This window comes from Paenibacillus sp. S150 (genome assembly GCF_019352175.1).
Lineage (GTDB): Bacteria > Bacillota > Bacilli > Paenibacillales > Paenibacillaceae > Paenibacillus_AQ.
This window is the reverse complement of the sequence record NZ_JACBYI010000020.1, coordinates 1-23,554: the sequence shown is the minus strand read 5'-3', so window position 1 is coordinate 23,554 and position 23,554 is coordinate 1. Positions and strand designations below refer to the sequence as shown.

At 52.9% G+C, this 23,554-nt stretch carries 22 protein-coding genes; 1 reads left to right on the top strand and 21 read right to left on the bottom strand.

All coding sequences use genetic code 11. From position 1 onward, the window contains the following. Positions 1-3 precede the first annotated feature (3 nt). The 15 genes from fliI to HYD27_RS17910 form a co-directional block, all read right to left on the bottom strand. Positions 4-1,329, bottom strand: a complete 1,326-nt coding sequence (fliI, locus tag HYD27_RS17980; RefSeq protein ID WP_219217432.1) for a flagellar protein export ATPase FliI — start codon at positions 1,327-1,329, stop codon at positions 4-6. Beyond that, positions 1,310-2,164 (bottom strand): FliH/SctL family protein, encoded by an 855-nt coding sequence (locus tag HYD27_RS17975; protein ID WP_219217430.1) that lies wholly within the window; start codon positions 2,162-2,164, stop codon positions 1,310-1,312. Before HYD27_RS17975 ends, fliI begins: the two co-directional genes overlap by 20 nt. Beyond that, complete coding sequence (gene fliG, locus HYD27_RS17970) at positions 2,157-3,173, bottom strand: flagellar motor switch protein FliG (RefSeq protein ID WP_219217428.1); 1,017 nt, start codon at positions 3,171-3,173, stop codon at positions 2,157-2,159. The genes HYD27_RS17975 and fliG overlap by 8 nt, the downstream gene beginning before the upstream one ends. 4 nt (positions 3,174-3,177) lie before the next feature. Then, positions 3,178-4,764 carry a flagellar basal-body MS-ring/collar protein FliF gene (gene fliF / locus HYD27_RS17965; RefSeq protein WP_219217426.1) on the bottom strand — a complete coding sequence of 529 codons (1,587 nt, stop codon included), beginning with the start codon at positions 4,762-4,764 and terminating at the stop codon, positions 3,178-3,180. Positions 4,765-4,798: 34 nt separating this feature from the next. After that, positions 4,799-5,107: a flagellar hook-basal body complex protein FliE gene (fliE, locus tag HYD27_RS17960; protein ID WP_375373928.1), complete on the bottom strand. Its 309-nt coding sequence runs from the start codon at positions 5,105-5,107 to the stop codon at positions 4,799-4,801. A gap of 27 nt (positions 5,108-5,134) precedes the next feature. After that, positions 5,135-5,584, bottom strand: a complete 450-nt coding sequence (flgC, locus tag HYD27_RS17955; RefSeq protein ID WP_219217424.1) for a flagellar basal body rod protein FlgC — start codon at positions 5,582-5,584, stop codon at positions 5,135-5,137. 6 nt (positions 5,585-5,590) lie between these two features. Next, complete coding sequence (gene flgB / locus HYD27_RS17950) at positions 5,591-5,998, bottom strand: flagellar basal body rod protein FlgB (RefSeq protein WP_219217422.1); 408 nt, start codon at positions 5,996-5,998, stop codon at positions 5,591-5,593. 379 nt (positions 5,999-6,377) lie between these two features. Further along, complete coding sequence (gene hslU, locus HYD27_RS17945) at positions 6,378-7,778, bottom strand: ATP-dependent protease ATPase subunit HslU (RefSeq protein ID WP_219217419.1); 1,401 nt, start codon at positions 7,776-7,778, stop codon at positions 6,378-6,380. Between the two features lie 33 nt (positions 7,779-7,811). Further along, a complete protein-coding gene (hslV, locus tag HYD27_RS17940; RefSeq protein WP_219217417.1) occupies positions 7,812-8,354 on the bottom strand; it encodes an ATP-dependent protease subunit HslV in 543 nt (180 codons plus the stop codon). Positions 8,355-8,440: 86 nt separating this feature from the next. Continuing rightward, positions 8,441-9,820, bottom strand: coding sequence for an FADH(2)-oxidizing methylenetetrahydrofolate--tRNA-(uracil(54)-C(5))-methyltransferase TrmFO (trmFO, locus tag HYD27_RS17935; RefSeq protein ID WP_375373927.1), 1,380 nt, complete (start codon positions 9,818-9,820; stop codon positions 8,441-8,443). Positions 9,821-9,840: 20 nt separating this feature from the next. After that, positions 9,841-11,937 carry a type I DNA topoisomerase gene (topA, locus tag HYD27_RS17930; protein WP_219217412.1) on the bottom strand — a complete coding sequence of 699 codons (2,097 nt, stop codon included), beginning with the start codon at positions 11,935-11,937 and terminating at the stop codon, positions 9,841-9,843. A gap of 34 nt (positions 11,938-11,971) precedes the next feature. Then, positions 11,972-13,090 carry a DNA-processing protein DprA gene (gene dprA / locus HYD27_RS17925; RefSeq protein ID WP_219217411.1) on the bottom strand — a complete coding sequence of 373 codons (1,119 nt, stop codon included), beginning with the start codon at positions 13,088-13,090 and terminating at the stop codon, positions 11,972-11,974. A 205-nt stretch (positions 13,091-13,295) separates the two neighbouring features. Further along, on the bottom strand, positions 13,296-14,225 hold the full coding sequence (sucD, locus tag HYD27_RS17920; RefSeq protein ID WP_219217409.1) for a succinate--CoA ligase subunit alpha: 930 nt from the start codon (positions 14,223-14,225) through the stop codon (positions 13,296-13,298). Positions 14,226-14,256: 31 nt separating this feature from the next. Then, a complete protein-coding gene (sucC, locus tag HYD27_RS17915; protein ID WP_219217407.1) occupies positions 14,257-15,414 on the bottom strand; it encodes an ADP-forming succinate--CoA ligase subunit beta in 1,158 nt (385 codons plus the stop codon). A gap of 350 nt (positions 15,415-15,764) precedes the next feature. After that, positions 15,765-16,229: a MarR family winged helix-turn-helix transcriptional regulator gene (locus HYD27_RS17910; protein WP_219217406.1), complete on the bottom strand. Its 465-nt coding sequence runs from the start codon at positions 16,227-16,229 to the stop codon at positions 15,765-15,767. A 150-nt stretch (positions 16,230-16,379) separates the two neighbouring features. Between HYD27_RS17910 and HYD27_RS17905 the strand changes: the two genes are divergently transcribed. Next, positions 16,380-16,805: an organic hydroperoxide resistance protein gene (locus tag HYD27_RS17905; protein ID WP_219217574.1), complete on the top strand. Its 426-nt coding sequence runs from the start codon at positions 16,380-16,382 to the stop codon at positions 16,803-16,805. 151 nt (positions 16,806-16,956) lie between these two features. Here the strand turns inward: HYD27_RS17905 and HYD27_RS17900 are convergent, their stop codons facing one another. The 6 genes from HYD27_RS17900 to HYD27_RS17875 form a co-directional block, all read right to left on the bottom strand. Continuing rightward, a complete protein-coding gene (locus tag HYD27_RS17900) occupies positions 16,957-18,726 on the bottom strand; it encodes a YifB family Mg chelatase-like AAA ATPase (RefSeq protein WP_219217405.1) in 1,770 nt (589 codons plus the stop codon). A 200-nt stretch (positions 18,727-18,926) separates the two neighbouring features. Then, on the bottom strand, positions 18,927-19,436 hold the full coding sequence (locus HYD27_RS17895) for a metallophosphoesterase (RefSeq protein ID WP_219217404.1): 510 nt from the start codon (positions 19,434-19,436) through the stop codon (positions 18,927-18,929). 85 nt (positions 19,437-19,521) lie between these two features. Then, positions 19,522-19,938: a hypothetical protein gene (locus HYD27_RS17890; RefSeq protein ID WP_219217403.1), complete on the bottom strand. Its 417-nt coding sequence runs from the start codon at positions 19,936-19,938 to the stop codon at positions 19,522-19,524. Positions 19,939-20,245: 307 nt separating this feature from the next. Further along, positions 20,246-20,629 (bottom strand): YraN family protein, encoded by a 384-nt coding sequence (locus HYD27_RS17885; protein WP_219217402.1) that lies wholly within the window; start codon positions 20,627-20,629, stop codon positions 20,246-20,248. Further along, on the bottom strand, positions 20,626-20,928 hold the full coding sequence (locus HYD27_RS17880) for an EscU/YscU/HrcU family type III secretion system export apparatus switch protein (protein ID WP_219217401.1): 303 nt from the start codon (positions 20,926-20,928) through the stop codon (positions 20,626-20,628). Before HYD27_RS17880 ends, HYD27_RS17885 begins: the two co-directional genes overlap by 4 nt. Beyond that, positions 20,925-22,892 (bottom strand): hypothetical protein, encoded by a 1,968-nt coding sequence (locus HYD27_RS17875; protein ID WP_219217399.1) that lies wholly within the window; start codon positions 22,890-22,892, stop codon positions 20,925-20,927. The genes HYD27_RS17880 and HYD27_RS17875 overlap by 4 nt, the downstream gene beginning before the upstream one ends. Positions 22,893-23,554 lie beyond the last annotated feature (662 nt).

The window sequence follows — 23,554 nt, the reverse complement described above, 5'->3', positions numbered from 1 at the left end:
CAATCAACTCCTTGAGAACTGAGAAATTAATGACTCCTGAACCTCGGCCAGCGTTACCTTTTCATCCACCTTCTGCTTTGTGAAATCCCAAATGCTGTCAATATAGTGCATGGATTCATCAATCTGGGCATTGGAGCCTCTCTGGTAAGCTCCAATATTAATCAAATCCTCGGAATCCTTATATACGGCCATAAGCCGCTTCACATTCTCGGCTGCCGCAATCTGCTCCTCCGGGGCAATATCCTTCATGACACGGCTGATGCTGGCGAGAACATCGATTGCAGGAAAATGCCCTTTGTTGGCGATATTCCGGTTCAGCACGATATGCCCGTCAAGTATTCCGCGCACAGCATCGGCGATCGGCTCGTTCATGTCGTCACCGTCTACCAAAACTGTGTAAAAAGCGGTGATTGAGCCGGCAGGCCCTGTACCGGCCCGTTCGAGCAGCTTGGGCAGGCTGGCGAAGACTGAAGGCGTGTAGCCTCTCATTGCCGGCGGCTCACCTACTGCAAGCCCCACCTCGCGCTGTGCCATTGCATAACGGGTTACCGAGTCCATCATCAGCATGACGTTCAGCCCGCGGTCACGGAAATATTCGGCAATCGTTGTGGCAATCAGCGCCCCTTTGATCCGGATGAGCGCCGGCTGGTCCGAGGTGGCCACAACAACAACAGATCGCTGCAGTCCTTCTGGCCCTAGATCCCGTTCAATGAAATCGAGCACTTCTCTGCCCCGTTCCCCGATCAGTGCGATTACATTCACATCTGCCGAGGTATTGCGGGCGATCATTCCCATTAATGTACTCTTGCCGACCCCGGAGCCGGCGAAAATGCCTACGCGCTGCCCTTTGCCGATGGTCAGCAATCCGTCTATCGCCCTGACCCCGATGCTGATGGGCTCCTGCACGCGGGGACGGTTCAAAGGGTTGGACGGGATGTTGAAGGTTGAGCTGTGCGGCATGCGCGCCGGAATGAGTGAGCCGTCAAGCGGCTGTCCCAGCCCGTCGAGCACCTTGCCCAGCAGCTCCGAGCCAACTTGGACGCTAAGCGGCTTGCCCGTCCCTACAACATCGCAGCCGGGACCAATCGCCTGCAGCTCTCCAAGCGGCATCAGCAGCACCTTGTTGTCGCGGAAGCCGACGACTTCGGCCTGCAGCGGCTTATTGCCTTTGGCGGGATAGATGAAGCATACATCGCCAATGCTGGCATCCGGCCCTTCGGACTCAACCATCAGCCCGATGACTTGGGTAACCTTCCCGTTAATTCTAACCGGGTCGAAGTTACGCAGCTGTTCTTTATAGCGTCTGCTGTCAAGCATCCTCTTCCCCATTTCTGTGCTCATCCGTGTCCAGTGCAATTCTTACCAGCTCTTTCTTGATTTCGGCCAGCTGCGTATCGATGCGTGCATCGATGCTTCCAAACGAAGAACGGATAACGCAGCCAAGATCACGGACCGCCCCATCAGGCAGAATCTGAAGCTCGGCCTGCGAATCCACCGCCAGCGCCAGTTCCTCTCTGGCAGCATTGACAAAAGCGAACTGTGCCGGAGATACGCATAAGGAGATCAGCCCCTGCTCGCGTTTGCGGGCAAGATTCTTGCGGATCAAATCCATCGCGAACTGCGGCTCCACCGTCAGCTGCTTGTCCACAATTTTCTCGGCGATGTCACAGCTCAGCTCCACCAGAAAAGGTTCGGCCTCCTGAATAATCACATCTCTGGCACGGTAGGCTTCCTTAAGCACCTGTCTCGCTTCATCCATCAGCTCGTCAAGCTTCTGTGCCATTTCCTGTTCAGCCTGTGCAAGACCTTCCTGATATCCCTGCTGGTAGGCTTCGGATTTGACAGCCTCCACAAGATGCTCATCCTGCTCCCGGCGCTGCCGCCACCATTCTTCAGCCTCTGTCTTCGCCGAATCCACAATATTCTCAGCTTCCTGCGCTGCGTTTCTGACCTGTCCTTCGGCAAACTCCTGTGCATCCTTCAGCATTTGCTTGCGGGCCTGCTCCGCCGCTTCGCGGGCGGGGTCCTGATAGTGCACCTCACCTGCAGCTTCATCATCAGCAGCAGGAGGTTCCCCGGTCAGACCGGCATGCTGTCTGGCTTGCTCCAGCCGCTTAAGAACATCTACCGGAACATATTGAGAATGTTTGATCAGCCTAGACAATAATGTCATCTCCTCCGCCACGGGCGATGATTATTTCACCTGATTCTTCAAGTCTGCGGATCGTTCCTACGATGCGGGTCTGTGCTTCTTCAACGTCACGCAGCCGCACCGGACCCATATACTCCATTTCTTCGCGGAAGGTTTCCGCCATCCGCTTTGACATGTTGCGGAAGATAACATCCCGCACTTCCTCGCTGGCAACCTTGAGCGCCAGCTGCAGATCGGCATTCTCGATATCGCGGATAATCCGCTGTATCGAGCGGTTGTCCACATTGACAATATCCTCGAATACGAACATCCGTTTTTTGATTTCTTCGGCCAGCTCGGGGTCCTGAATTTCCAGGGAATCCAGAATTGTGCGTTCCGTCCCGCGGTCTACACCGTTCAGAATCTGCACAATGGATTCAATGCCCCCGGCGTTCGTATAATCCTGAGTAACCGTAGCCGACAGCTTCTGCTCCAGCACCCGTTCGATTTGGGTAACAACCTCGGGAGAAGTGCTGTCCATAATTGCGATTCTCCGGGCAACCTCTGCCTGCTTCTCCTGTGGAAGCGAGGACAGTATGGAAGCCGCTTGTTCAAATTGCAGATATGATAATACAAGAGCGATGGTCTGAACATTTTCGTTCTGGATAAAGTTCAGGATCTGGTTAGGATCAGCCTTGCGTGCGAAATCGAAAGGCCGTACCTGCAGCGTTGCCGTCAGGCGGTTGATAACCTCCATTGCCTTGGTCGAGCCAAGCGCTTTTTCCAGTATCTCTTTGGCGTAATTGATACCGCCTTGCGATATATATTCCTGGGCAAGACAGATTTGATGGAATTCGGACATAATTGACTCTTTTTCCGAGCTGTCCACTTTTCGGACATTGGCGATTTCCAGAGTCAGCTGCTCGATTTCCTCGTCCCTCAGATGTTTGAATATTTGCGCCGATACCTCGGGCCCTAGTGTGATAAGCAGGATCGCCGCCTTTTGACGGCCGCTAAGCACCTGCTGGGTGGCTTTTGCCATTAGTTCACCTCTGTTCGTCTGCAAGCCATGTGCGCAGCAGATTTACGAATTCATCCGGCTTCTTCTTCGCCAGACTTTCCAATTGCTTGCGGACCTGGCTTTCGTTCGTCACGCTATCCATATTAATGGATGGAAACTCGGTAGGAACCTGAAGCGGGATGTCTTCTTCCACTTCTTCCTCTTTATTTTTGCGGCTGCGGTAAATCAAATATCCGCCTCCTGCACCGGCCAGCAATGCAGCTGCCGCAATCGCCCAAATCATCCACGCTGCAAGTCCGCCTGAAGCCGCGTTAACATCCGTACTTCCGAATTGTTGGGAGTAAACCGAAACTTTTTTAGTTAATTCTGCGTCTGTATAATCAGAACCTGAATCCGCCAGGGATGCGCGTACGATATTCACCAAAATATTCTGTATTGCTGCGGATGTGGTGTCGTCTAAAGTTGTTTGGCCGGAGGGTGGTTCAACAGCAACATTTATGGTTAAATCTTTAACAGAATATGGACTAGCGATTATATCCTTGGTGATTCGATTCACTTCATAGTTCCTGGTCTCCGAAGACTCCTCAGAAGAAGAAGTGCCCGAACCGGTATCCGAAGGATAACCCGAAACATCTTGCGAGCCTGTGCCTGCAACCCCTCCGGTAGTATTACCCTGACCCGAATAGGTGTTGCTGATAATTTGCGAGCTGATCTCAATCCCTTTCATATTCTCCGTGTCAACCGGCGCCACCAGATCCTCCTTTCGGTTCTCCTTGTCAAAATTCAATTTGGAGAGCACCAGAACATCCACTTTATCCGGACCCATGAGCGTGCTAAGGAATTGCTTCACATCTTTTTTGACATCATCTTCAAATTTCTTCTGGAGGGCAAAGTTTTCTTCAACCTGGCTGGAGACGCCCGCTTGACCGCCTTTGGCCGTTGGCATCAATTCAACTTCATTGTTGGCAATCGTAATGTTGTCAATCGGCAGGTTCGGAACAGCTGTTTTTACCAGATTAAAATAGCCGTCAATGTTATCCTGTGTGGGCCTAAAACCCGGATCAAAACTAAGCACCACTGAAGCGGAAGCCTGCTCCTGATTTTCCTGGGCGGCAAAGACCGTTTCCTTGGGGAGGTTGATCAGAACCTTGGCATCCTTGATGCCCTGCATCCGCCTCATCAGCTGTTCTATTTCACCGTTTAGAGCATTGTTGTATTTAACATTGAATTCGCTGTCCGTGGTGCCGATCATCGACGAGGACTCGTCAAAAATTTTATAGCCGATCGAACCCCCTTGTACAATTCCCTGCGAACCAATGTCCACTTTGATGCGGGCGGCCTCCGTACTTGGCACGGAAATGCTTTTGCCGTCCGGACTTAAACGGTAAGAAACTCCGGCTGAATCCAGGTAGCCCATTACTCCGGCCGAATCAGTGCTGTCCAAATCCTGAAAGGCCACTTCGTATTCCGTCTTCGATAATTGCATCGCTAATACTACGATTATGATTATGATGATAAACAGTGTAGAGAAAAACAATATTTTCTGTTTACCGCTGAATCTGTTCCAATACTGGTTAGCTTTCTCCCGGTACTGGGCAAATCTTTCATTCACAGTGTCACCCCATCCGAAACCAAGCTTGGATTATTTAGATTTGAGTTCTCATAATTTCCTGATAGGCTTCAATCACTTTGTTCCGGACTTGTGTAGTCAACTGCAAACTCAGCAACGCCTGTTGGGAAGAAATCATAGCCTCATCGATATTGACCTCTCCCAGGATAAATTTATTACTCATATCCTTTGCCTGCTGCTCTTGTTCAGCTACTTGATTCAAGGCATTCTCCAAGTATGAACCAAAGCTTTGTCCTGAGCCTTCAACGGTTGAAGCTTCAGCGGCTGTTGTCTTCATGGCGAGCGGCTTAATGGCCTGTGCTCCAATGCTCAAATTCTGTATCAACTGTTTCCCTCCCGGTATCTATTAATTCTATTTTCCAATTTCCAGCGCCTTGGTTACCATGGCCTTACTTGCATTCAGCATAGTAACATTCGCTTCATATGAACGGGACGTTGAGAGCATGTCCACCATTTCCTTGGTAATGTCCACATTTGGCATATATACATATCCACTCTCGTCCGCATCCGGATGGCTGGGATTGTATACCGGCTTGAGCGGGGAGGAATCTTCGATAATGGACTGCACCTTAACGCCTTGGCTGCCGCCGCTGTTCATCTTGGAATTCAGGATATTGGAGAAGCTGTTGTTCTGGGCCGTTTCCAATACGACAAGCTTGCGCCGGTAAGGCACTGCCTTGCCATCCACCACGGAGGCTCTTGTTGTCTCCGCATTGGCGATATTGGAGGAAATCACATCCATCCTGAGCCGCTGGGCGGTCAATGCTGAAGCGCTTATCCCAAAGCTGCTGCCAAAATTCATTGCTGGTTACCTCCCTTCAATTACCGTTCGCATCATTGTAATTTGGCTGTTTAGCTGTGATACATATGAGTTGTATCTAAGCTGGTTCTCAGCGCTTAGCGCCTGCTCCCGGTCCATGTCCACATTATTGTTGTTATTGTTCATTGAAGTGGTTTCATCCGTACTGACTACTGCTGTTGGTACAATAGTCCCTGTCCCGAATTGGAAGTGGCGGGAATCTGTCACCTTCGCATTAAGTGTTGACTTGATCCCGCTCTCTTGCTGCTGTAAAAAACTCTCAAAATTAACATCAGAGCGCTTGAAATTCGGAGTGTCGGCATTGGCCACATTATTCGCCAGAACACTTTGTCGTTTCGTGGCGGCGTCAAGGCCGCCTTGCAATCTTTGAAAACTAATGCTGTTCAATAAACCCAACGGAAATCCCCCTTCCAAAAGCTATGGTGATGAAAAGAATTCCACAAACTTCTTACGAATTCCTGCTTGATTCGACAAAAAGAACTAAAAATCTTCCTGGATTGCCGAATTTAGGTCGAAAGATGTCGATGGACGAATAAATTGTCAATCTCACATACATTGATTCTCTTAGAATTTGTATATTATTACAATAAGAAATAAGCCCTATCTTTTCAGAAAAGAGAGGGCTTAAAGCATACTTTTTCAATTATTTACCTTTTTTATTCCAAAATATGCTTTAATCTAACATATAATAACACGAAATCCCCCGATTTGGGGGATTTTTTGTAAAGACCTAATTCCAAATGCCTAAATTTAAATTGTTTTAAGCTTTGTCGCATCAAAGGATATATTGACTTAAATCGCGGTCCTGTGCGATTCCTGCCAATTTCTCCCGGACATACTCCGGAGTGATGACCATCGTATCCAAAGTTAACTCGGGAGCTTCAAAAGATAGGTCTTCCAGCAGTTTCTCCAAAATAGTATGCAGTCTACGCGCACCTATATTCTCCATATTCTGGTTCACAGAGGCCGCTATCCGGGCAATTTCATATATGGCCTCTTTTTGGAACTGCACTTCGATATTTTCAGTCTGCAGCAGATTGACATATTGCTTGGTCAGCGCGTTCTCCGGCTCTGTCAGAATGGAGACGAAATCCTCCAGCGTAAGGCTGCTCAGCTCCACACGGATCGGAAACCGCCCCTGCAGCTCGGGAATAAGATCCGAAGGCTTTGCCACATGAAAAGCTCCAGCGGCCATAAACAGCACGTAATCTGTCTTGACAGGGCCATACTTCGTCATTACCGTAGAACCTTCGACGATAGGCAAAATATCACGCTGGACCCCTTCCCGGGATACATCCGGACCCGAGCCTTTGCCTTGACTGGCTACCTTATCAATCTCATCGATGAAAATAATGCCGGACTGCTCGGCACGGGCCACCGATTCCTGAATGACATCATCCATATCGATCAGCTTCGCCGCTTCATCCTGAATCAGCACTTTACGGGCTTCCTTGATCGGAAGCTTGCGCTTCTTGGTCCGCTTGGGCAGCAGGCTGCCGAACATTTCCTGCATGTTCATCCCCATCTGGTCATTCCCCTGGCCTGCGAACATATCCAGCATAGTAGGCGTAGTATCTTCAACATCAACCTCTATAATGTCTTCCTCCAGCTGTCCCGCCAGCAGCTTGAACTTCACACCGCGTCGGCGCTCGCTAAGGCTTCCGTCTTCCGTTTCCTCTTTGGCATCCTCCGCTCCGCCGTTGTTCCCGCCAAAGATCATTTCAAACGGATTACGCTGCGATTTACTCTTCGAGCTGCCAGGCACCAAAATGGAAACGATGCGGTCATTGGCCAGTTCTTCAGCGCGGTCCTTTACCTTTTCGGTCCGTTCCAGCTTCACCATGCGAATGGAGGTTTCAACCAAATCACGGACCATCGACTCTACATCACGGCCCACATAACCAACCTCTGTAAACTTGGTGGCCTCTACCTTAATGAACGGAGCATTGACCAGCTTGGCCAGACGCCGCGCAATTTCGGTCTTGCCGACACCGGTGGGTCCGATCATCAGAATGTTCTTCGGTACAACCTCATCCCGCAGCTCCTCAGACAGCAGGCTGCGGCGGTACCGGTTGCGGAGCGCAACCGCCACCGATTTCTTGGCCTGCTTCTGGCCTACAATATACTTATCAAGTTCTGCTACGATTTGCCGGGGTGTAAGCGATTGATTCAGCATTGTGACTTCCTCCCTCTTTCTGTGGCACCGTGCCTATAGTTCTTCAACAATAATATTGGAATTGGTATACACGCATATCTCGGAAGCAATCTGCAGCGCTTCTTTGGCAATCTCCGCCGCGCTCAAATTAGAGGCATGGCGCTTCAGCGCCCGTCCTGACGCAAGGGCAAAATTGCCGCCTGAGCCAATGGCAAGCACATCATCATCCGGCTCGATAATTTCCCCGTTGCCGGAAATCAGCAGCATGCCCTCCTTATCCATCACAATCATCAGCGCTTCCAGCTTGCGCAGGATGCGGTCTTGGCGCCAATCCTTGGCCAGTTCAACAGCCGCACGCTGCAGGTTGCCGTGATGCTCCTCCAGCTTGCCCTCGAACTTCTCGAACAATGTAATCGCATCAGCCACTGATCCCGCAAAGCCGGCGATAACCTGTCCCCTGTATAGGCGGCGGACCTTTCTGGCTGTGGTCTTCATGATGACGCTCTCGCCAAACGTAACCTGGCCATCGCCGGCTATTGCCGCATGCCCGTTATGTCTCACTGCACAAATTGTAGTCGCATGAAAGCTCGGTAACATAATTTACGCAACCTCCTAAAAGTTTTGTGAGCGTTACTTCCTGATTTGTCTACGTACAAAACTCACTTCGTAAGCATATGCCTTGCTCACGCTTCCATTTCCGGCGTGGCCCCGGCCTCTGTAATCTCCGGCTCTGCATAAGCAAGGCCGGTGCGGGCGGCATATTCAGCGAGACTGTCCAGGGCACGGTGTGCAAGCAGCTCGTTCTTCTCTTTTTTACTGCGGATTCTACGCTCCAGCTTCGGCAGCAAGCCGAAATTGGCATTCATCGGCTGGAAATGTTCCGGATCGGCGGAGGTGATATACGCCGGCATGCTGCCCAGCACTGTATCCGGCGGAAAGATCAGCCCTTCTTCCCCAAGCGCCGCTCTCGCCGCATTCAAACCGGCGATCAGCCCCGAGGCTGCAGATTCGACGTAGCCTTCAACCCCGGTCATTTGGCCGGCAAAAAAAAGTCCTTCCCGGCCTTTCATTTGATAGGTAGGGTGAAGAAGCTTCGGTGAATTAATAAATGTATTGCGGTGCATTACGCCATAGCGTACATATTCGGCATTCTCAAGTCCCGGAATCAGGGAAAACACACGCTTCTGTTCGCCCCATTTCAGATGGGTCTGGAAGCCAACCAGATTATAAAGCGTCCCCGCAGCGTTATCCTGCCGGAGTTGGACAACCGCGTAAGGCAGCTTGCCTGTATGAGGATTCATAAGTCCCACCGGTTTCATCGGCCCGAACAAGGCGGTCTGCTTGCCGCGCTTCATCATAATTTCAATCGGCATGCAGCCTTCAAAGTAGATCTCTTTCTCAAAATCTTTGAGTGCAGCCGTTTCAGCCGAAATCAGCGCATCATAAAAAAGATTGAATTCCTCTTCCGTCATCGGACAATTCAGATAGGCGGCTTCACCCTTGTCATAACGTGAGGCCAGGTACACCTTGCCCATGTCGATGGTGTCTTTCTCCACGATCGGAGCCGCAGCGTCATAGAAGTAAAAATACTCTTCACCGAGCAGCCCTCTGATCTCGGCGGACAATGCGGGAGAAGTCAGCGGGCCGGTGGCTATTACAACAATCCCTTCCTCCGGTATATGCGTGAGTTCTTCATTTATGACTTCCACCAGGGGATGATTGTGCAGCTTGGAAGTAATTTCTCCCGAGAAGCCGTCACGGTCTACGGCAAGCGCGCCGCCTGCAGGAACTGCGTGACGGTCGGCTGCACCCAGCACCAGCGAATCCAGACGCCGCATTTCTTCCTTCAGCACGCCTACCGCATTGCCAAGTCCGTTGGCGCGCAGCGAGTTGCTGCATACCAGTTCGGCAAATTGACCGGTATGATGCGCAAGCGTCTTCACGACGGGCCTCATTTCATATAATCTGACCGGCACCCCGCGCGAGACAATCTGCCAGGCGGCTTCGCTGCCTGCGAGGCCGGCTCCTATTACGGTAACCCTAGCTGTATCAGTCAATTTCATTTCCTCCTGTAGAGACACGTTTATTCTGCCAGTTCTTCGCCTTCAAGCACAGCCTCTGTATGATCGCAAGAGGTGCACTGCAGCTTCGTGCCCTGCTTGTTGCGCTTCTCAACCATCCAGGAGCCGCAGACAGGGCATGGTTTGGCGGAGGGTCTGTCCCACGATACGAAATCGCAGCCAGGGTACTGGTCGCAGCCGTAGAAGACACGGCCCTTCTTGCTTCGCCGTTCCACCACCTTGCCTTCGCGGCACTTAGGACAGCTTACCCCGATGTCCTTGATGATCGGCTTGGTATTCCGGCATTCCGGAAACCCGGAGCAGGCCAGGAATTTACCGAACCGCCCAAGCTTATACACCATCGGCTTCCCGCATTTCTCACACAGCTCATCCGAGACTTCATCTTCAATTTCGATCTCTTTCATTTCTTCCTCCGCGAACACCAGACGCTTCTCAAAGGATGTATAGAATTCGGCCAATACCTTTACCCAATCCTCGGCGCCTTCCTCAACATGGTCAAGGTCGCCTTCCATATGCGCCGTAAACTCAACATCCAGAATTTCCGGAAAAAACTGCTCCATCTGCTCGATGATCAGTTCACCAAGCTCTGTCGGCATAAATTTCTTTTCTTCAATCGCCACGTAGCCGCGTTTCTGAATGGTTTCCAGCGTCGGCGCATACGTGCTTGGACGCCCTATACCCAGCTCCTCCAATGTCTTCACCAGACGCGCTTCTGTATAGCGTGGAGGCGGCTGTGTGAAATGCTGCTTGGGCTCTATTTCCTGTTTGGCGAGATCATCTCCCGCCTGGAGCGGCGGCAAATACTTCTCCTCATCCGTGGTGCCGTCATCATTGCCTTCCACATATACCTTCATGAAGCCGGGAAAAGACACCTTGGAGCCTACGGCTCTGAACACGGCAGCACCCGCAGTGATATCCACCGAGAGTGTATCCAGAACCGCAGAGGACATCTGGCTGGATACAAAACGCTCCCAGATCAGCTTATACAGCCGGAACTGGTCACGGCTCATAAATTCCTTGACCGTTTCAGGCTCCCGAAGCGCGGAGGTGGGGCGGATTGCCTCATGCGCATCCTGCGCCCCTGCAGCTTTTTTGGAATACTGGCGCGGCGTCTCGGGGGCAAATTTCTCACCATACTTGGCCAATATCAGTTCTTTGGCTTCTTCCTGTGCAGTTGCGGATAGACGGGTGGAGTCGGTACGCATATAAGTGATCAGACCCACAGTTCCCTCTTTGCCCAGCTCCACACCTTCGTACAGCTGCTGCGCAACGGACATGGTTTTGGCTGCCCGGAAGCCCAGCTTGCGTGCAGCCTCCTGCTGCAGGGAGCTTGTCGTAAACGGCGCCGACGGATGCCGCTGTCTTTCCTTCTCTTTGACCTCACTCACCTTGAACGCAGCATCCTTGATCGCTTCCAGCACTTCCTGAACATCGCTTTCCTGGCCGAGCTCTTTCTTTTCGCCGTTCAGCTTATGGAACTTGGCTTCGAAGAGGGAATCACGGATGCCCAGCTTCGCGGTAATACTCCAATATTCCGTAGGAACAAAGGCAGAGATTTCGTTCTCGCGGTCCATAATAATCTTCACAGCAACAGACTGCACCCGGCCGGCGGACAAGCCTTTTTTGACTTTCTTCCATAATAGGGGGCTGATTTTGTAACCGACCAGGCGATCCAGAATCCGCCGGGCCTGCTGCGCATTCACAAGATCCATATTAATCTTGCGCGGTGTCTTGAAGGCATCCTTTACGGCCTGTTTGGTAATTTCATTAAAAACGACCCGGCATTCCTGTGTGTTGTCCAGATCCAGCGCATGCGCCAGATGCCAGGCAATCGCTTCACCTTCGCGGTCCGGGTCAGCCGCCAGATAGACTTTTTTCACTTTTTTGCTGGCATCCTTGAGTTCCTTCAGAATGGAGCCCTTGCCGCGGATCGTGATGTATTTGGGATTGAAATCATTCTCCACTTCCACACCGATCTGACTCTTCGGCAAATCCCTGATATGCCCCATTGAAGCCTTCACAATATATTTACTGCCTAAATATTTACCAATTGTCTTCGCTTTTGCCGGCGATTCGACAATGACTAACGCATCCGCCATAGGTTGTTCCTCCCAAAGTTTTCCTTCTATATTATTAAATCACCTTATAAATTGCCCCTGGTAATTGTGATACCGCTTTTTTTATGATTAAAGATAACAGAACTGAATGCAAATGTCCAAAATCCCATCCCGTCCTGAGCAGCAACTCATCCAGTGTAAAAGGGCCTTGATGCAGTATATGGTATAGGTGAGACTCCTCACTTGTCAATTTCTTTTCCCTGAGCCTGTCTTCTCCCACTGTTAATAAAGAAGCTTTTTCCGCTTGCTCCGCAGCCCTTGCAGGCAGATATGACCGGTATTCTTCAATAATATCCGCAGCCCCGGTTACAAGCTTTGCCCCCTGCTTAATCAGGTCAAGCGTTCCCCGGCTTTTGGGTGAAGTGACCGGTCCCGGCACGGCAAATACATCCCTTCCGGCTTCAAGTGCGGCATCGGCGGTGATGAGCGATCCGCTGCGGATATCCGCCTCAACGACAAGCGTGCCCAGAGTGAGCCCGGCAATAATCCGGTTGCGCTGAGGGAACAGCCCCGGATGGCTTTTGGTCCCGAGCGGGTATTCGCTGATAACTAGCCCCTCGCTCGAAATTTGCCGCTCCAGCCCACTGTTCTCAGGAGGGTATACTTTGTCGAGTCCTGTAGCAACTATCGCTATTGTGCCGCCTGCGCTTCCGAGTGCAGCTTCATGGCAGACACTGTCTATCCCCCTGGCAAGGCCGCTCACCACTGTAAAGCCTGCCGCTCCCAGCTCCCTGGCCAGCATCTCACCCACCTTACGCCCATAGGCAGTCGGAACCCTGGTGCCAACCATGGCGACGGCAGGACGGGAAGCCAGCTCCAGACGGCCCCGGTAATACAGCACCCAGGGAGGCTCCGGTGTTTCTTTTAACAGCTCAGGGTACTCCTCGTCAAGCCAGGTTACCGCCGCTATACCGCGTTCCTTCATTAAAATGCGGCGCTTGTAAATCCAATCCGCATTAAAATCAGCAGCCAACTGCTCTGCGGTTTTCGCATTTAATCCTGCCTTCCCCCAATCCTCAAAACTACAGGAAAATGCTTTTTCCGTCAAAAGTCCGGCCCGGCGTATTTTGTCGATTGTTTTCCAGCCGATCCCCTCTATTTCATTGAATCCGATCAGCAGCTCACGTGCTTCCATATGTACTCTCTCTCCCTTATGGGGAAGGCGTTGCTTCCCAAGTTAAGATAGCCGTCCGCCCGCAGCGGACCGGACAAGCAGCTTCTCCAGTGCGAATCAGGTGAACGCCAAAAAAACAACCTTTTATCCCCATGAAAGAGAACAAAAGGTTGCTTACCTTTAATCCGATTATACCTAAAATTACCGGAAAAGTATCCTAATAATATCAATGGGCCGTAAAGGCATTCAGAATGCCGCGCTCTTCCAGGACGCTTACCAGGGTAGAGCCCATTTCGGCAGGAGTAGGCGCTACTTTGATTCCGCAGGCTTCCAGCACAGCGATCTTCTCGCTCGCCGTACCTTTGCCTCCGGAAATAATGGCTCCGGCATGACCCATGCGTTTGCCCGGAGGCGCAGTTACCCCGCCAATGAAGCCGACCACCGGCTTCGTCATATGCTCTTTGATCCATTCAGCCGCTTCTTCCTCGGCCGTACCGCCGATCTCTCCGATCATAATGACGGCCTTGGTTCCCGGATCTTCATTGAACAGCTTCAGAATATCGATAAACTCCGAGCCTTTGACCGGGTCACCGCCGATCCCTACCGCCGAGGATTGACCGATTCCGCGCTCTGTCAGCTGATGGACTGCCTCATACGTCAATGTTCCGCTGCGGGAGACCACGCCCACATAACCTGGCATATGAATGTATCCCGGCATGATGCCGATTTTGCATTCCCCCGGGGTTATGACACCAGGACAGTTGGGGCCAATCAGCACGGTGGAGCGCCCTTCCATATAACGCGAGACCTTTACCATATCCAGCACAGGAATCCCTTCGGTAATGCAGATGACCAGCTCCAGGCCGGCATCCACCGCTTCCATAATGGAGTCGGCGGCAAAAGCCGGCGGCACATAGATCACACTTGCCGTCGCACCCGTTGCAGCCTTGGCGGCAACCACTGTATCAAATACCGGCAGACTGACCTCACTGCCATTCTCCAAAATAATATTTACAGAGGTACCGCCCTTGCCCGGGGTAACCCCGCCGACCATCTGCGTACCGTAATCCAGAGCTCCTTTGGTGTGGAACAATCCGGTTGAGCCCGTAATCCCTTGCGTGATGACCTTCGTATTTTTATCAACAAGAATGCTCATGCTTCAGTCACATCCCCTGCTCAAATTGTCGTTACACAAGCGATACAATCTTACGGGCCCCGTCGGCCATCGAATCCGCAGCCACGATATTCAGTCCCGATCCGGCAAGGATCTGTTTGCCCAGCGCCACATTGGTGCCTTCCAGGCGGACAACCAGCGGTTTGGTCAGACCCAGTTGCCTTGCAGCTTCCACGACTCCGCTGGCAATCACATCGCAGCGCATAATCCCGCCGAAAATATTAACGAATATCCCGTTGACTTTGTCGTCGGACAAAATAATTTTGAATGCTTCGGTGACCTTTTCGGTTGTCGCGCCGCCCCCTACGTCCAGGAAGTTGGCCGGCTCGCCGCCGTAATACTTGATAATATCCATCGTAGCCATGGCCAGACCGGCACCGTTCACCATACAGCCGATATTGCCGTCAAGTGCGATGTAGCTGAGATCAAATTTGGAAGCTTCAATCTCCTTTGCATCCTCTTCGTCAAGATCGCGCAGCTCCTGAATCTCCTTGTGCCGGAATAAGGCATTGGAATCAAAATTCAGCTTGGCATCCAGGGCCATGACATTTCCATCCCCTGTAACCACCAGTGGATTGATCTCTGCAATAGAGCAATCCTTATCCACAAAAGCCAAATACAGCGCTTGCATGAACTTGACCGCTTTGTTGACAAGTTCAGCAGGAATGCCTATGCTGTACGCTAATTTACGGGCCTGGAAGGTTTGAAGCCCTACCGCAGGATCGATGCTTTCCTTGAAAATCTTCTCGGGATGCGCAGCCGCAACCTCTTCAATTTCTGTTCCGCCTTCCTCAGATGCCATCATCACCACACGGCCGGAGCCACGGTCAACCACAAGTCCAATATAGTATTCTTTGACAATCTGGCAGCCCTCTTCAATGAGCAGCCGCTTCACTGCCTTGCCTTCCGGCCCGGTCTGATGGGTAATCAGCGTCTTTCCGAGAATCTCTTCTGCATATGCGCGAACCTCTTCGCTTGTTTTGGCTACCTTTACGCCTCCGGCTTTGCCGCGCCCGCCTGCATGAATCTGCGCCTTAACCACTACCACCGGGGTACCCAGTGACGCTGCGGCTTCCACCGCTTCCTCCACTGTATAAGCTACTTTTCCGTTCGGTACGGCAACGCCGTACTTCTTAAGCACTTCTTTTCCCTGATACTCGTGGATATTCATACCGGAAGCCTCCTAAAGTTTGCGGTGGCCAAGCAGGCAGCCTGCTGCCATTCCGCTTTCCGTTTTGATTGTCCAAAGCCGGGTCCAGACCGGTGCAATACAGCAATATCCCGGTACATACAGAATACCCATGCCGCAGTAATATGAAAACGGCACAGGTTTCTGTCCATGGCATACGGGGCAAAATTCAGCTTTGCATCGATTTCTGCCCAGAGGCCATAATATGAAACCCAGAATATTGTAACATGTTTTAAAAACGCTTTCCTTAAAAACTTTCACCATTTATACATACATTTTCGCTTAATTTCATGCCGAAATGCGAACGATTGCATTGACACCGTAGAAACAAGCTATTTTGAAGTGCTGGTATTGGCTTGGTGGACACGGGCCAGCAGATCCTTGAATTGACCAAGCAGACCGGCAAATTCATCGGCTGACAGCATCGTTCCTTCCGCCATTTTACCGGGAATGCATGCCGCTTCACTCCGGAGAGCCCAGCCCTGCTCAGTCAGCGAGATCAGCACCTTCCGTTCATCCTGAAGCGACCGTTCCCGCAGAATGAGTCCGGCAGCCTGCAGCCGCTTCAGCAGCGGTGTCAATGTACCCGAATCCAGAAAAAGCGCTTCTCCCAGCTCCTTAACGGTACACTCACGTCTTTCCCACAATACAAGCATTACGAGATACTGGGAATAGGTTAAACCGATCTTGTCCAGATGAGGCTGATACAGCTTGGTAAACTCACGTGAACAGGCATAAATGGTGAAACACAGTTGATTCTCAAGCAGCAGCTCGGGGGTTGTAGTTGTCTCTTGCATATCTTTTCACCTGCCTTTATGACGTTATTTTATCACAATTCCTAATCAATATCATGTTAATAGCAAAAAATATATTGACTATTATATTATTTGTGTTAAATTAAATTGTGTACAATATATTATTGAACGAAGAGGAGCGGGTTCCAAGTGATGACTATCCAACAGAAAATGTACGAAACCACAGTTAAAGCGGTGGGCGGAAGAAACGGTTATATTGAATCGGAGAGTCCCAAGCTGAATCTGACCATCAGCACTCCACGGGAAATGGGCGGCGCAGGCGGTGAAGGCACCAACCCTGAACAGCTGTTAGCAGCCGGTTATTCCGCTTGCTTCGACAGCGCACTTAATATGGTTGCCCGTATGGGTAAAGTAAAGCTTGAAGGCAGTGAGGTTACGGCTACCGTAAGCTTCGGCAAGGTTGAGGACGGCGGGTTCGGCATCGCCGTGAAGCTCGATGTCCTGGTCAAGGGTGTCGACAAAGAAACCGCAGCACAGCTGGTGGAAGCGGCCCACGGCGCATGTCCTTACTCCCGCGCAACCCGCGGCAACATTGCAGTCGAGCTGAATGTGCTGTAAGCAAGCTCTGCACATCCCGTTAACCTAGCACAGGCCGTCCCGCTTCCCGGGCGGCTTGTTTGGGTGTAACGACACTGCATGTCCGCTCAGTTGCCGCATTATCATCCATAAAAAATATTTGAGCGTGTCCATATTTGCTGCGGGATGCTCCTTACTCCTCTGCCAGAACCTGACGGTCCAGATTCCGGTATTGCACAGCCTCTGCCAGATGAGCAGAGGTAATGTCGGGCGCCGATTCAAGATCGGCGATGGTACGGGCCAGCTTGATGATCCGGTCATGGGCCCGCATGCTCAGGCCTAGGCTTTCCAGAATATCGCCCAGCAGCTCTCTGCCGTCTTTCCGCAGTCCTGCGTAGCGGCGGAGAGCAGCGCCCGAAAGCTCGCTGTTCCAGGAGATCGGCAGGTTCTTGTAGCGTTCCGCCTGAAGGGCCTGGACCTTCAGCACCTCTGCGCGCATCTCGGCCGAAGATAAGGAAGCCTCCTGCTCATTCCAGTCTCTTGGACGGGGAACATCCACCTGCATATCAATCCGGTCCAGCAGCGGGCCGGAGATTTTGCCGCGGTACTGCGCGATTTTTGCCGGACTGCAGGTACATCTCTGCTGCAATCCTCCGCTCCCCAAATACCCGCAGCTGCACGGATTCATCGAACATGCAAGCAAAAATTGCGCCGGGAACGTAAATGCGGCCCGGGCGCGGCTGATCGTGACTGCGCCGTCCTCAAGCGGCTGGCGCAGTACCTCAAGGACATTGCGGGAGAACTCGGGCAGCTCATCCAGAAAGAGAATGCCGCGGTGTGCCAGGCTTACCTCCCCCGGCCTCGGAATCCCTCCGCCTCCAAGCAACCCTGCCGCAGAGATAGTATGATGCGGGGAGCGAAAGGGACGGCTGCGCAGCAAACCGCTGCGGGCATCCTTCAGCTTGCCCGCAGCGCTGAAGATTTGGGTCACCTCCAGCGACTCACTGTCGCTAAGCTCCGGAAGTATTCCTGGGAGCCGCTTAATCAGCATGGTCTTCCCGGTTCCCGGCGGACCCATCAGAATAATATTGTGCATGCCTGCGGCTGCAATCACCAGTGCCCGCTTCACATGATTCTGCCCCAGCACATCGCTGTAATCCTCCATCATCGTATTTTCTGCAGAGCCGCCTGTATTCTTATCCTGATATTCAGGCATGTACCTCAGATGCTCCAAAGAAAGCAGAATAACCGGAGGACGTTCCTGCACTGGCGGTCCGGTGCTGACAGTCACAGGAAAAGCCAGCTCTTCCGGCTGCGCGGAGGGTGACTGTATAGAAAATGGCGGAGCCGCTGCCTTCCGGGCTTCTTCCGGAAAAGGCCCAATTTCTTCCAGGTCAGCCCGATCCGGGTCTGCCCTTGGCCGCTTTCGTCTGCCGACAGCCGCCAAAGCCCCCCCTTCTTCTTCCTGCTGCGGCAGCTGCCGCAAATGCTCCGCGGCATACACAGCCATCCCGCTGATCAACGCCGCTTCAGCAGCATTGCCCGCCGGTACCAGCACAGCCTTCAGGCCGGCCCGGCGGGCCGCTTCAACCATCGGCAGCACTCCTGTAACCGGCCGCAGACTCCCATCCAGCGCCAGCTCGCCGATTAATAGCAGCTTATCCGCTTCAGGCATGACCAGTTGTCCGCTTGTGGTCAGAATACCAAGGGCAATCGCCAGATCGAAAGCAGAACCCTCTTTGCGCAAATCAGCCGGAGCCAGATTAATCGTGACCCGTTGCTGCGGGTAACGGTAGCCGCAATTCTTGACGGCAGCACGCACCCTTTCCACGGCTTCCCTTATGGCTGAATCAGGCAGCCCGATGATGTTTGTCTGGGGAAGGCCGTTGGCCAGGTCGATCTCCACACCAATCATAACGCCCTCAATGCCGTACAGGCAGGCGCTGTTCATTTTTCCGTACATAACAAAAAACACCTCTTCTCCTGAAATGCGCCCTCGCCGGGCGGACTTGCTTCAAGAAAAAGGGTGCTTCCTCAATTTCCAGCGGTTCTATTATCCTAAGTATACCTAGTTCACCGGACTATAATCAAGAACTTTAGATTTAGAAGCGGCAGCTTCTTCACACCTTCACATATAGGCAAGCCTGCAGTGATGAAAATCCGTTATCCTTCCTCATCCGCCGCAACCAAATCACGGATCTGAGTAAAAGCTAAAGGCATATAGTCCCAGTGCTCTACGCAAATGTTAAAATGATTTTTCCCCTCGTACTTTTGCCCATGGATATGGCCGTGCACATTTATGTATGGCATATGCCTGTTCATATACATCGGTTCATGGGACAGAAAAAAGAAATCCTTATAGACCAGAGGATACTCACTCACCTCATCAAAACCGGCTTCCAGCCACCAGCTCCGGCCGCGGCTGCGGTCATGATTGCCGAGAATCAGAATTTTATAGCCATTCAGGGCGGACACGATCTGCCGTGTGCTGTCCAGCTTCAAGAAAGAAAAATCCCCCAAATGAAACACGGTGTCCTCCTTCCCGACCACGGAATTCCACTTTTCGGCCATTACCCTGTCCATCTCTTCCGCACTGCTGAAAGGGCGGGATTCAAAATCAATAATCAGCTTATGCCCAAAATGGTGATCCGAGGTAAAAAATACATTTGACATGTCCTTCCCCCCTCTCATAACCTGTAAAAAGACCCCGGAGCGTCCGCTGACGGACCCCAGGAGTCTGGTTGACCAGCATCATCCTTTAACCGTCCCATTTCCGTTTCACGGAGCGCTGATTATTGGCATCCAGCTTGATCAGCTCAGCCAGCGGAGGCACTTCCTCATGCTCTACCAGCCATTGGCGCATCTCCTTGATCGCTTCCACTTGTCCGTTGCCTTTGTCACGCCAGGTCAGCAGCTCAATCACCCGGACCACAAGCGACAACAGGCTGCTATTGCTGCTTTGGGTTTTTTCGGCACGGATTTTTTGAAATAACGCTTCATTTTCCCAGTCAATCAATATTTCCTCCGCTATGGCTGGCCGCATAACGGTAAAGGTCTTGTTACACTTGTCGCAGCATACAACGGATACAGGCTCTCCGCCCAGTTCCACTATGATTTTGTGATCGCAATATTGGCAACTAAAACTAACCTGTATATCGAACGGTTGATTTCTCACTCGGACAGCCCTCCTTATGGTGGCATTAAAAAGTTACAATAATGTTTACCCATTTCCTTGGAGAAATGACCCATAGTGGGGAGGGTATGCCAAGACTGAATGTCGGATAAGGCCATAAAATGTACAAGATAACCCCACAAAGTGGAGCCTTGGCTTCGAAGATGACTCTGGTACTTTGCGGGGACCCCAAAACATATAAATTCTGATCTTTCAAGTGGAAACGGCTTCGCCGTCCTGATAAGGACGGTATCCGCTTCACCAAAAACAGAAGGATGATTGATGGTGTAAACCTACAGACTCCTATATTCTAAAAAGCCTCCTGGATATGTGCAAGAGACGCAATAGTCATGTCCTCATTCAGCATCACCGAAATGACGTCAAAAGAAACCCTCCGCTCATGCTGGCCCTTCATGTGCATATACACCTGGGCTGTGGCCCGCACCTGACGGATTTTTCGCCCATCCACAGATTCCTCCGGGGTTCCCTGGAGCGGACTTCCACTGCGGCTGCGGACTTCCACAAAAATAAGCACTTCACCATACTCGGCAATAATGTCCAGTTCCCCGCTGCGGCAGCGCCAGTTGCAGTCCACAATCCGGTAGCCCCGGGCAGACAAATATTGGAGCGCGGCTTTTTCGCCGGCAGCCCCTTTTTGCCTGCGGGTATATATTTCTTCGGGCCCGGAGCTCATTTCTGCCTCCGTTCACCGGCAGCGCGGTCACTCTGATACACAAAGCTCAGAATCTCCGCCACCAGCTGATACAGCTGCGGGGGAATCTGCTGGTCAAGGTCAAGCTTGGACAGCACTTCGACCAGCGCAGCGTCCTCTTGAACCGCAACTCCGCTGTCCTTGGCCAGCTGCAGGATTTTATCGGCTACGTCACCTTGCCCCTTGGCTACAACGACCGGAGCTTCGCTCTGTGCCGGTGAATACTTAAGGGCTACCGCTTTTTTGAGGTTCAGCGAAATTTCACGGTCCGGCTCGCTCATATGCGGTAATCCACTCCTTTGTAGGAATCCGGAACATAATCCGCCAGCTTGCCCGCACTGCCCGCAATGGAAGCAGAAGCCGCGTTTGGCTGCGGCAGGGGTTCGGTTCTCAGGCTGAGCAGCTGATAGCCTATCGATTCCACTGCCGCTTCAATCTCATCCTTGCGTTCCTCCAGCAGCTCCAGAACCCACGGCGTATCGTTATGCAGCTTCAGGCTGACTATCCGGTCGACCACCTGCACATCTACCAGCGTCTGTCCCAGCTGCTTCATATCCAGGTCAAACCATAAGCGGCAGTTCGCCGCGTCCAGCTCTCCTTTGCGGCCCCGCCTCGACTGGATATGGACGGAAGCCGTCTCCTGTCCATCCGGCCCCCGGAGCGGCAGGAACAAGGTCACCTGGGCGAACGGAGCGGTGCGGTCCGTGTTCAGGAGCAGCTGCTGCCCCGTCAGCTGCTGCACCAGCTGGCCCGCGGCTTCCCTGACCGCGGGCGGCGCCTCGCTGCTGCCCAGCACCTGCAGCAGCACGCCTTTGAGCGTATCGGCGGCCGCATCCCCGCCGCCAGCCGCACCCGCCTGCGGCAGCGCTGAGGCCCGGGCCTCAGCGGCGGCATTCCCGCCGCCGCGAACCGCCTGCTGCTCGTGCTCCGCACCGAGCAGCTTCAGCAGCCGCCCCACCCACGACTCCGTGTCGGGGGCGGCTGCTGCACCCGTCTGCTGCGCCGCAGCCGCAGACGGCTTGTCCCCGCGCTGCCCGGCAGGCGCGGGGGCCGGCTCTGCCCCCGCCGCGTCAGCGGGCGGGGACGCGGTAAGCTGCGGCAGCGTGCCGCGCAGCTCGGTGAGCACGCCCTGCAGCTTCGCCAGCAGGGCGGTCCCGGCAGGAGCCGCCGGCGGAGTGGCGGCTCCTTGGCCGGCGGCAGCGCCTTCTGCAGCCGGCCCTGTGCTGCGTTCCGGCTGCGCGCCGGGACGCCCTGCCGCGCCTTCATGCGCCGGCAGCGGCGAGGCAGCCGGCACAGCCTTGCCTGCTGAAGCGGCCTCCGGTCCCTCTGCTTCGGCAGCTGCATTGCCGGCCATGGCTGCAGGCGCATTCCCCGCAGGCTGCTCTGCCTTCCCCGTGCCGGCAGGACGCATTGTTCCGGGCGGTTCAGCACTGCCGCCGCCAGCCGGGGACCCGGCCTGCGCTGACGTCAACCGCGCTGCGTTCGTGCTGTCTGCACCAGGAGCATTCTCTTGGCCTGCCGCCGGAGCTGCGGGAGCCGAAGCATTCCCGTTCACAGCGCCTCCTCCCGGAGCCAAAGCTCCCGGTGCCGCAGCAGCAGGCTGACCCGAAGCCTTAGGCACAGAATTGCCGCCTGCCGCTTCATTCTCCTGTTGCGCCCAAAGACCGATTGCCGTCTCCAGCTCGGCCACCAGCTGATGCAGCTTAGGACCAAACACCGCCTGCTGCAAGCCCTTCACACTCTCTGCCGTGACCGGCAAGCCCCGTTTTACCGAGATTACAGCCGCCTCCAGCCATTCCGCTGCAGAAACATTCGGCGGTTTGGCATTCATCACGGCATCCAGCTTTGCCGCAGTCTCTTTGGTGAGCGCTACACCGCCGGACACCATGGCCTGAAGAATTTCCTTGCCTGCCTTGGAATCTGTAAGCCCCAATGCTTTCAGCGCTTCAGCCATACTTTGCGGCGAACCCAATGCCGCTTCACCGGAGGGGACCGCCTTCAATACAGGCAGGCCGTTTTCTCCCGGAGGAGCAACCTGCAGATTCAGCGTTTGCCCGGGCTGCAACGGCGTTTCCAGCTCCGCACGGACCGGTGTGCCTTGAATTTGCACCACCGCCTCCTTGCCCGAATCCGATACGCTAAGCACCACACCACGGACAACCTGGCCTTCCTTGAGTTCCACAGCCTTGGGCTCGCCCGGCTTGTTGTCCCCAAGCAATCCACGAATCAGAGATCCTATATTCATCCCGTTCCCCTCCTTCGTGTCCATCTTTCTATTTATATCGGCAATTTAGGGGGATTCTTAAGAAAAGTCCCTATCAATGCCCCTGCACAGATCCCGCTGAATCTTTCCTTAAGGGTCGCTTTTCTTGCGCTGCCATGATGCGTTACCGATATCTATAAAGCTCATACTTTTTGACATCTCAAGAAAACACTCAAGCAATGCTCCTGCACAGATAGAGTCAGGTTCTTCTTCAGCGGATGCTTATCTTGTATTCAAAAGAGTATAACCGGCCCCCTCTAAAAGGGTGGTGATTTTGTCGTTTCCTACGGCAGGGTAGGGGATTCCACCCGCTGTTGTAGCCGGATTTTTTGGATTTTGCAACCCCACTGTAGGGGGAAATCAGGCTACAAAGGCGACGCTATCGCTGTTTGGGTTCCCTACCGGCTCTCCGGACACCTTTTCACCACGCTTCTAAATCACACTGCAGCCCCTCTTGCTTCAAAACAAGTGGAAAAAGTACAATTAAATAGGTTGAATATCCCGCTCTCGATAAGCTAAGTTATGATGAACGAAAGGCAGCCCCTGTTCGCACACCGTAGGTTAAAATGGAAGTGGAAACCATTTCAGAGCTACATGCGAAAGGAGCTGTTACTATGAAGAATACCATAAAATACGTCGGTTTG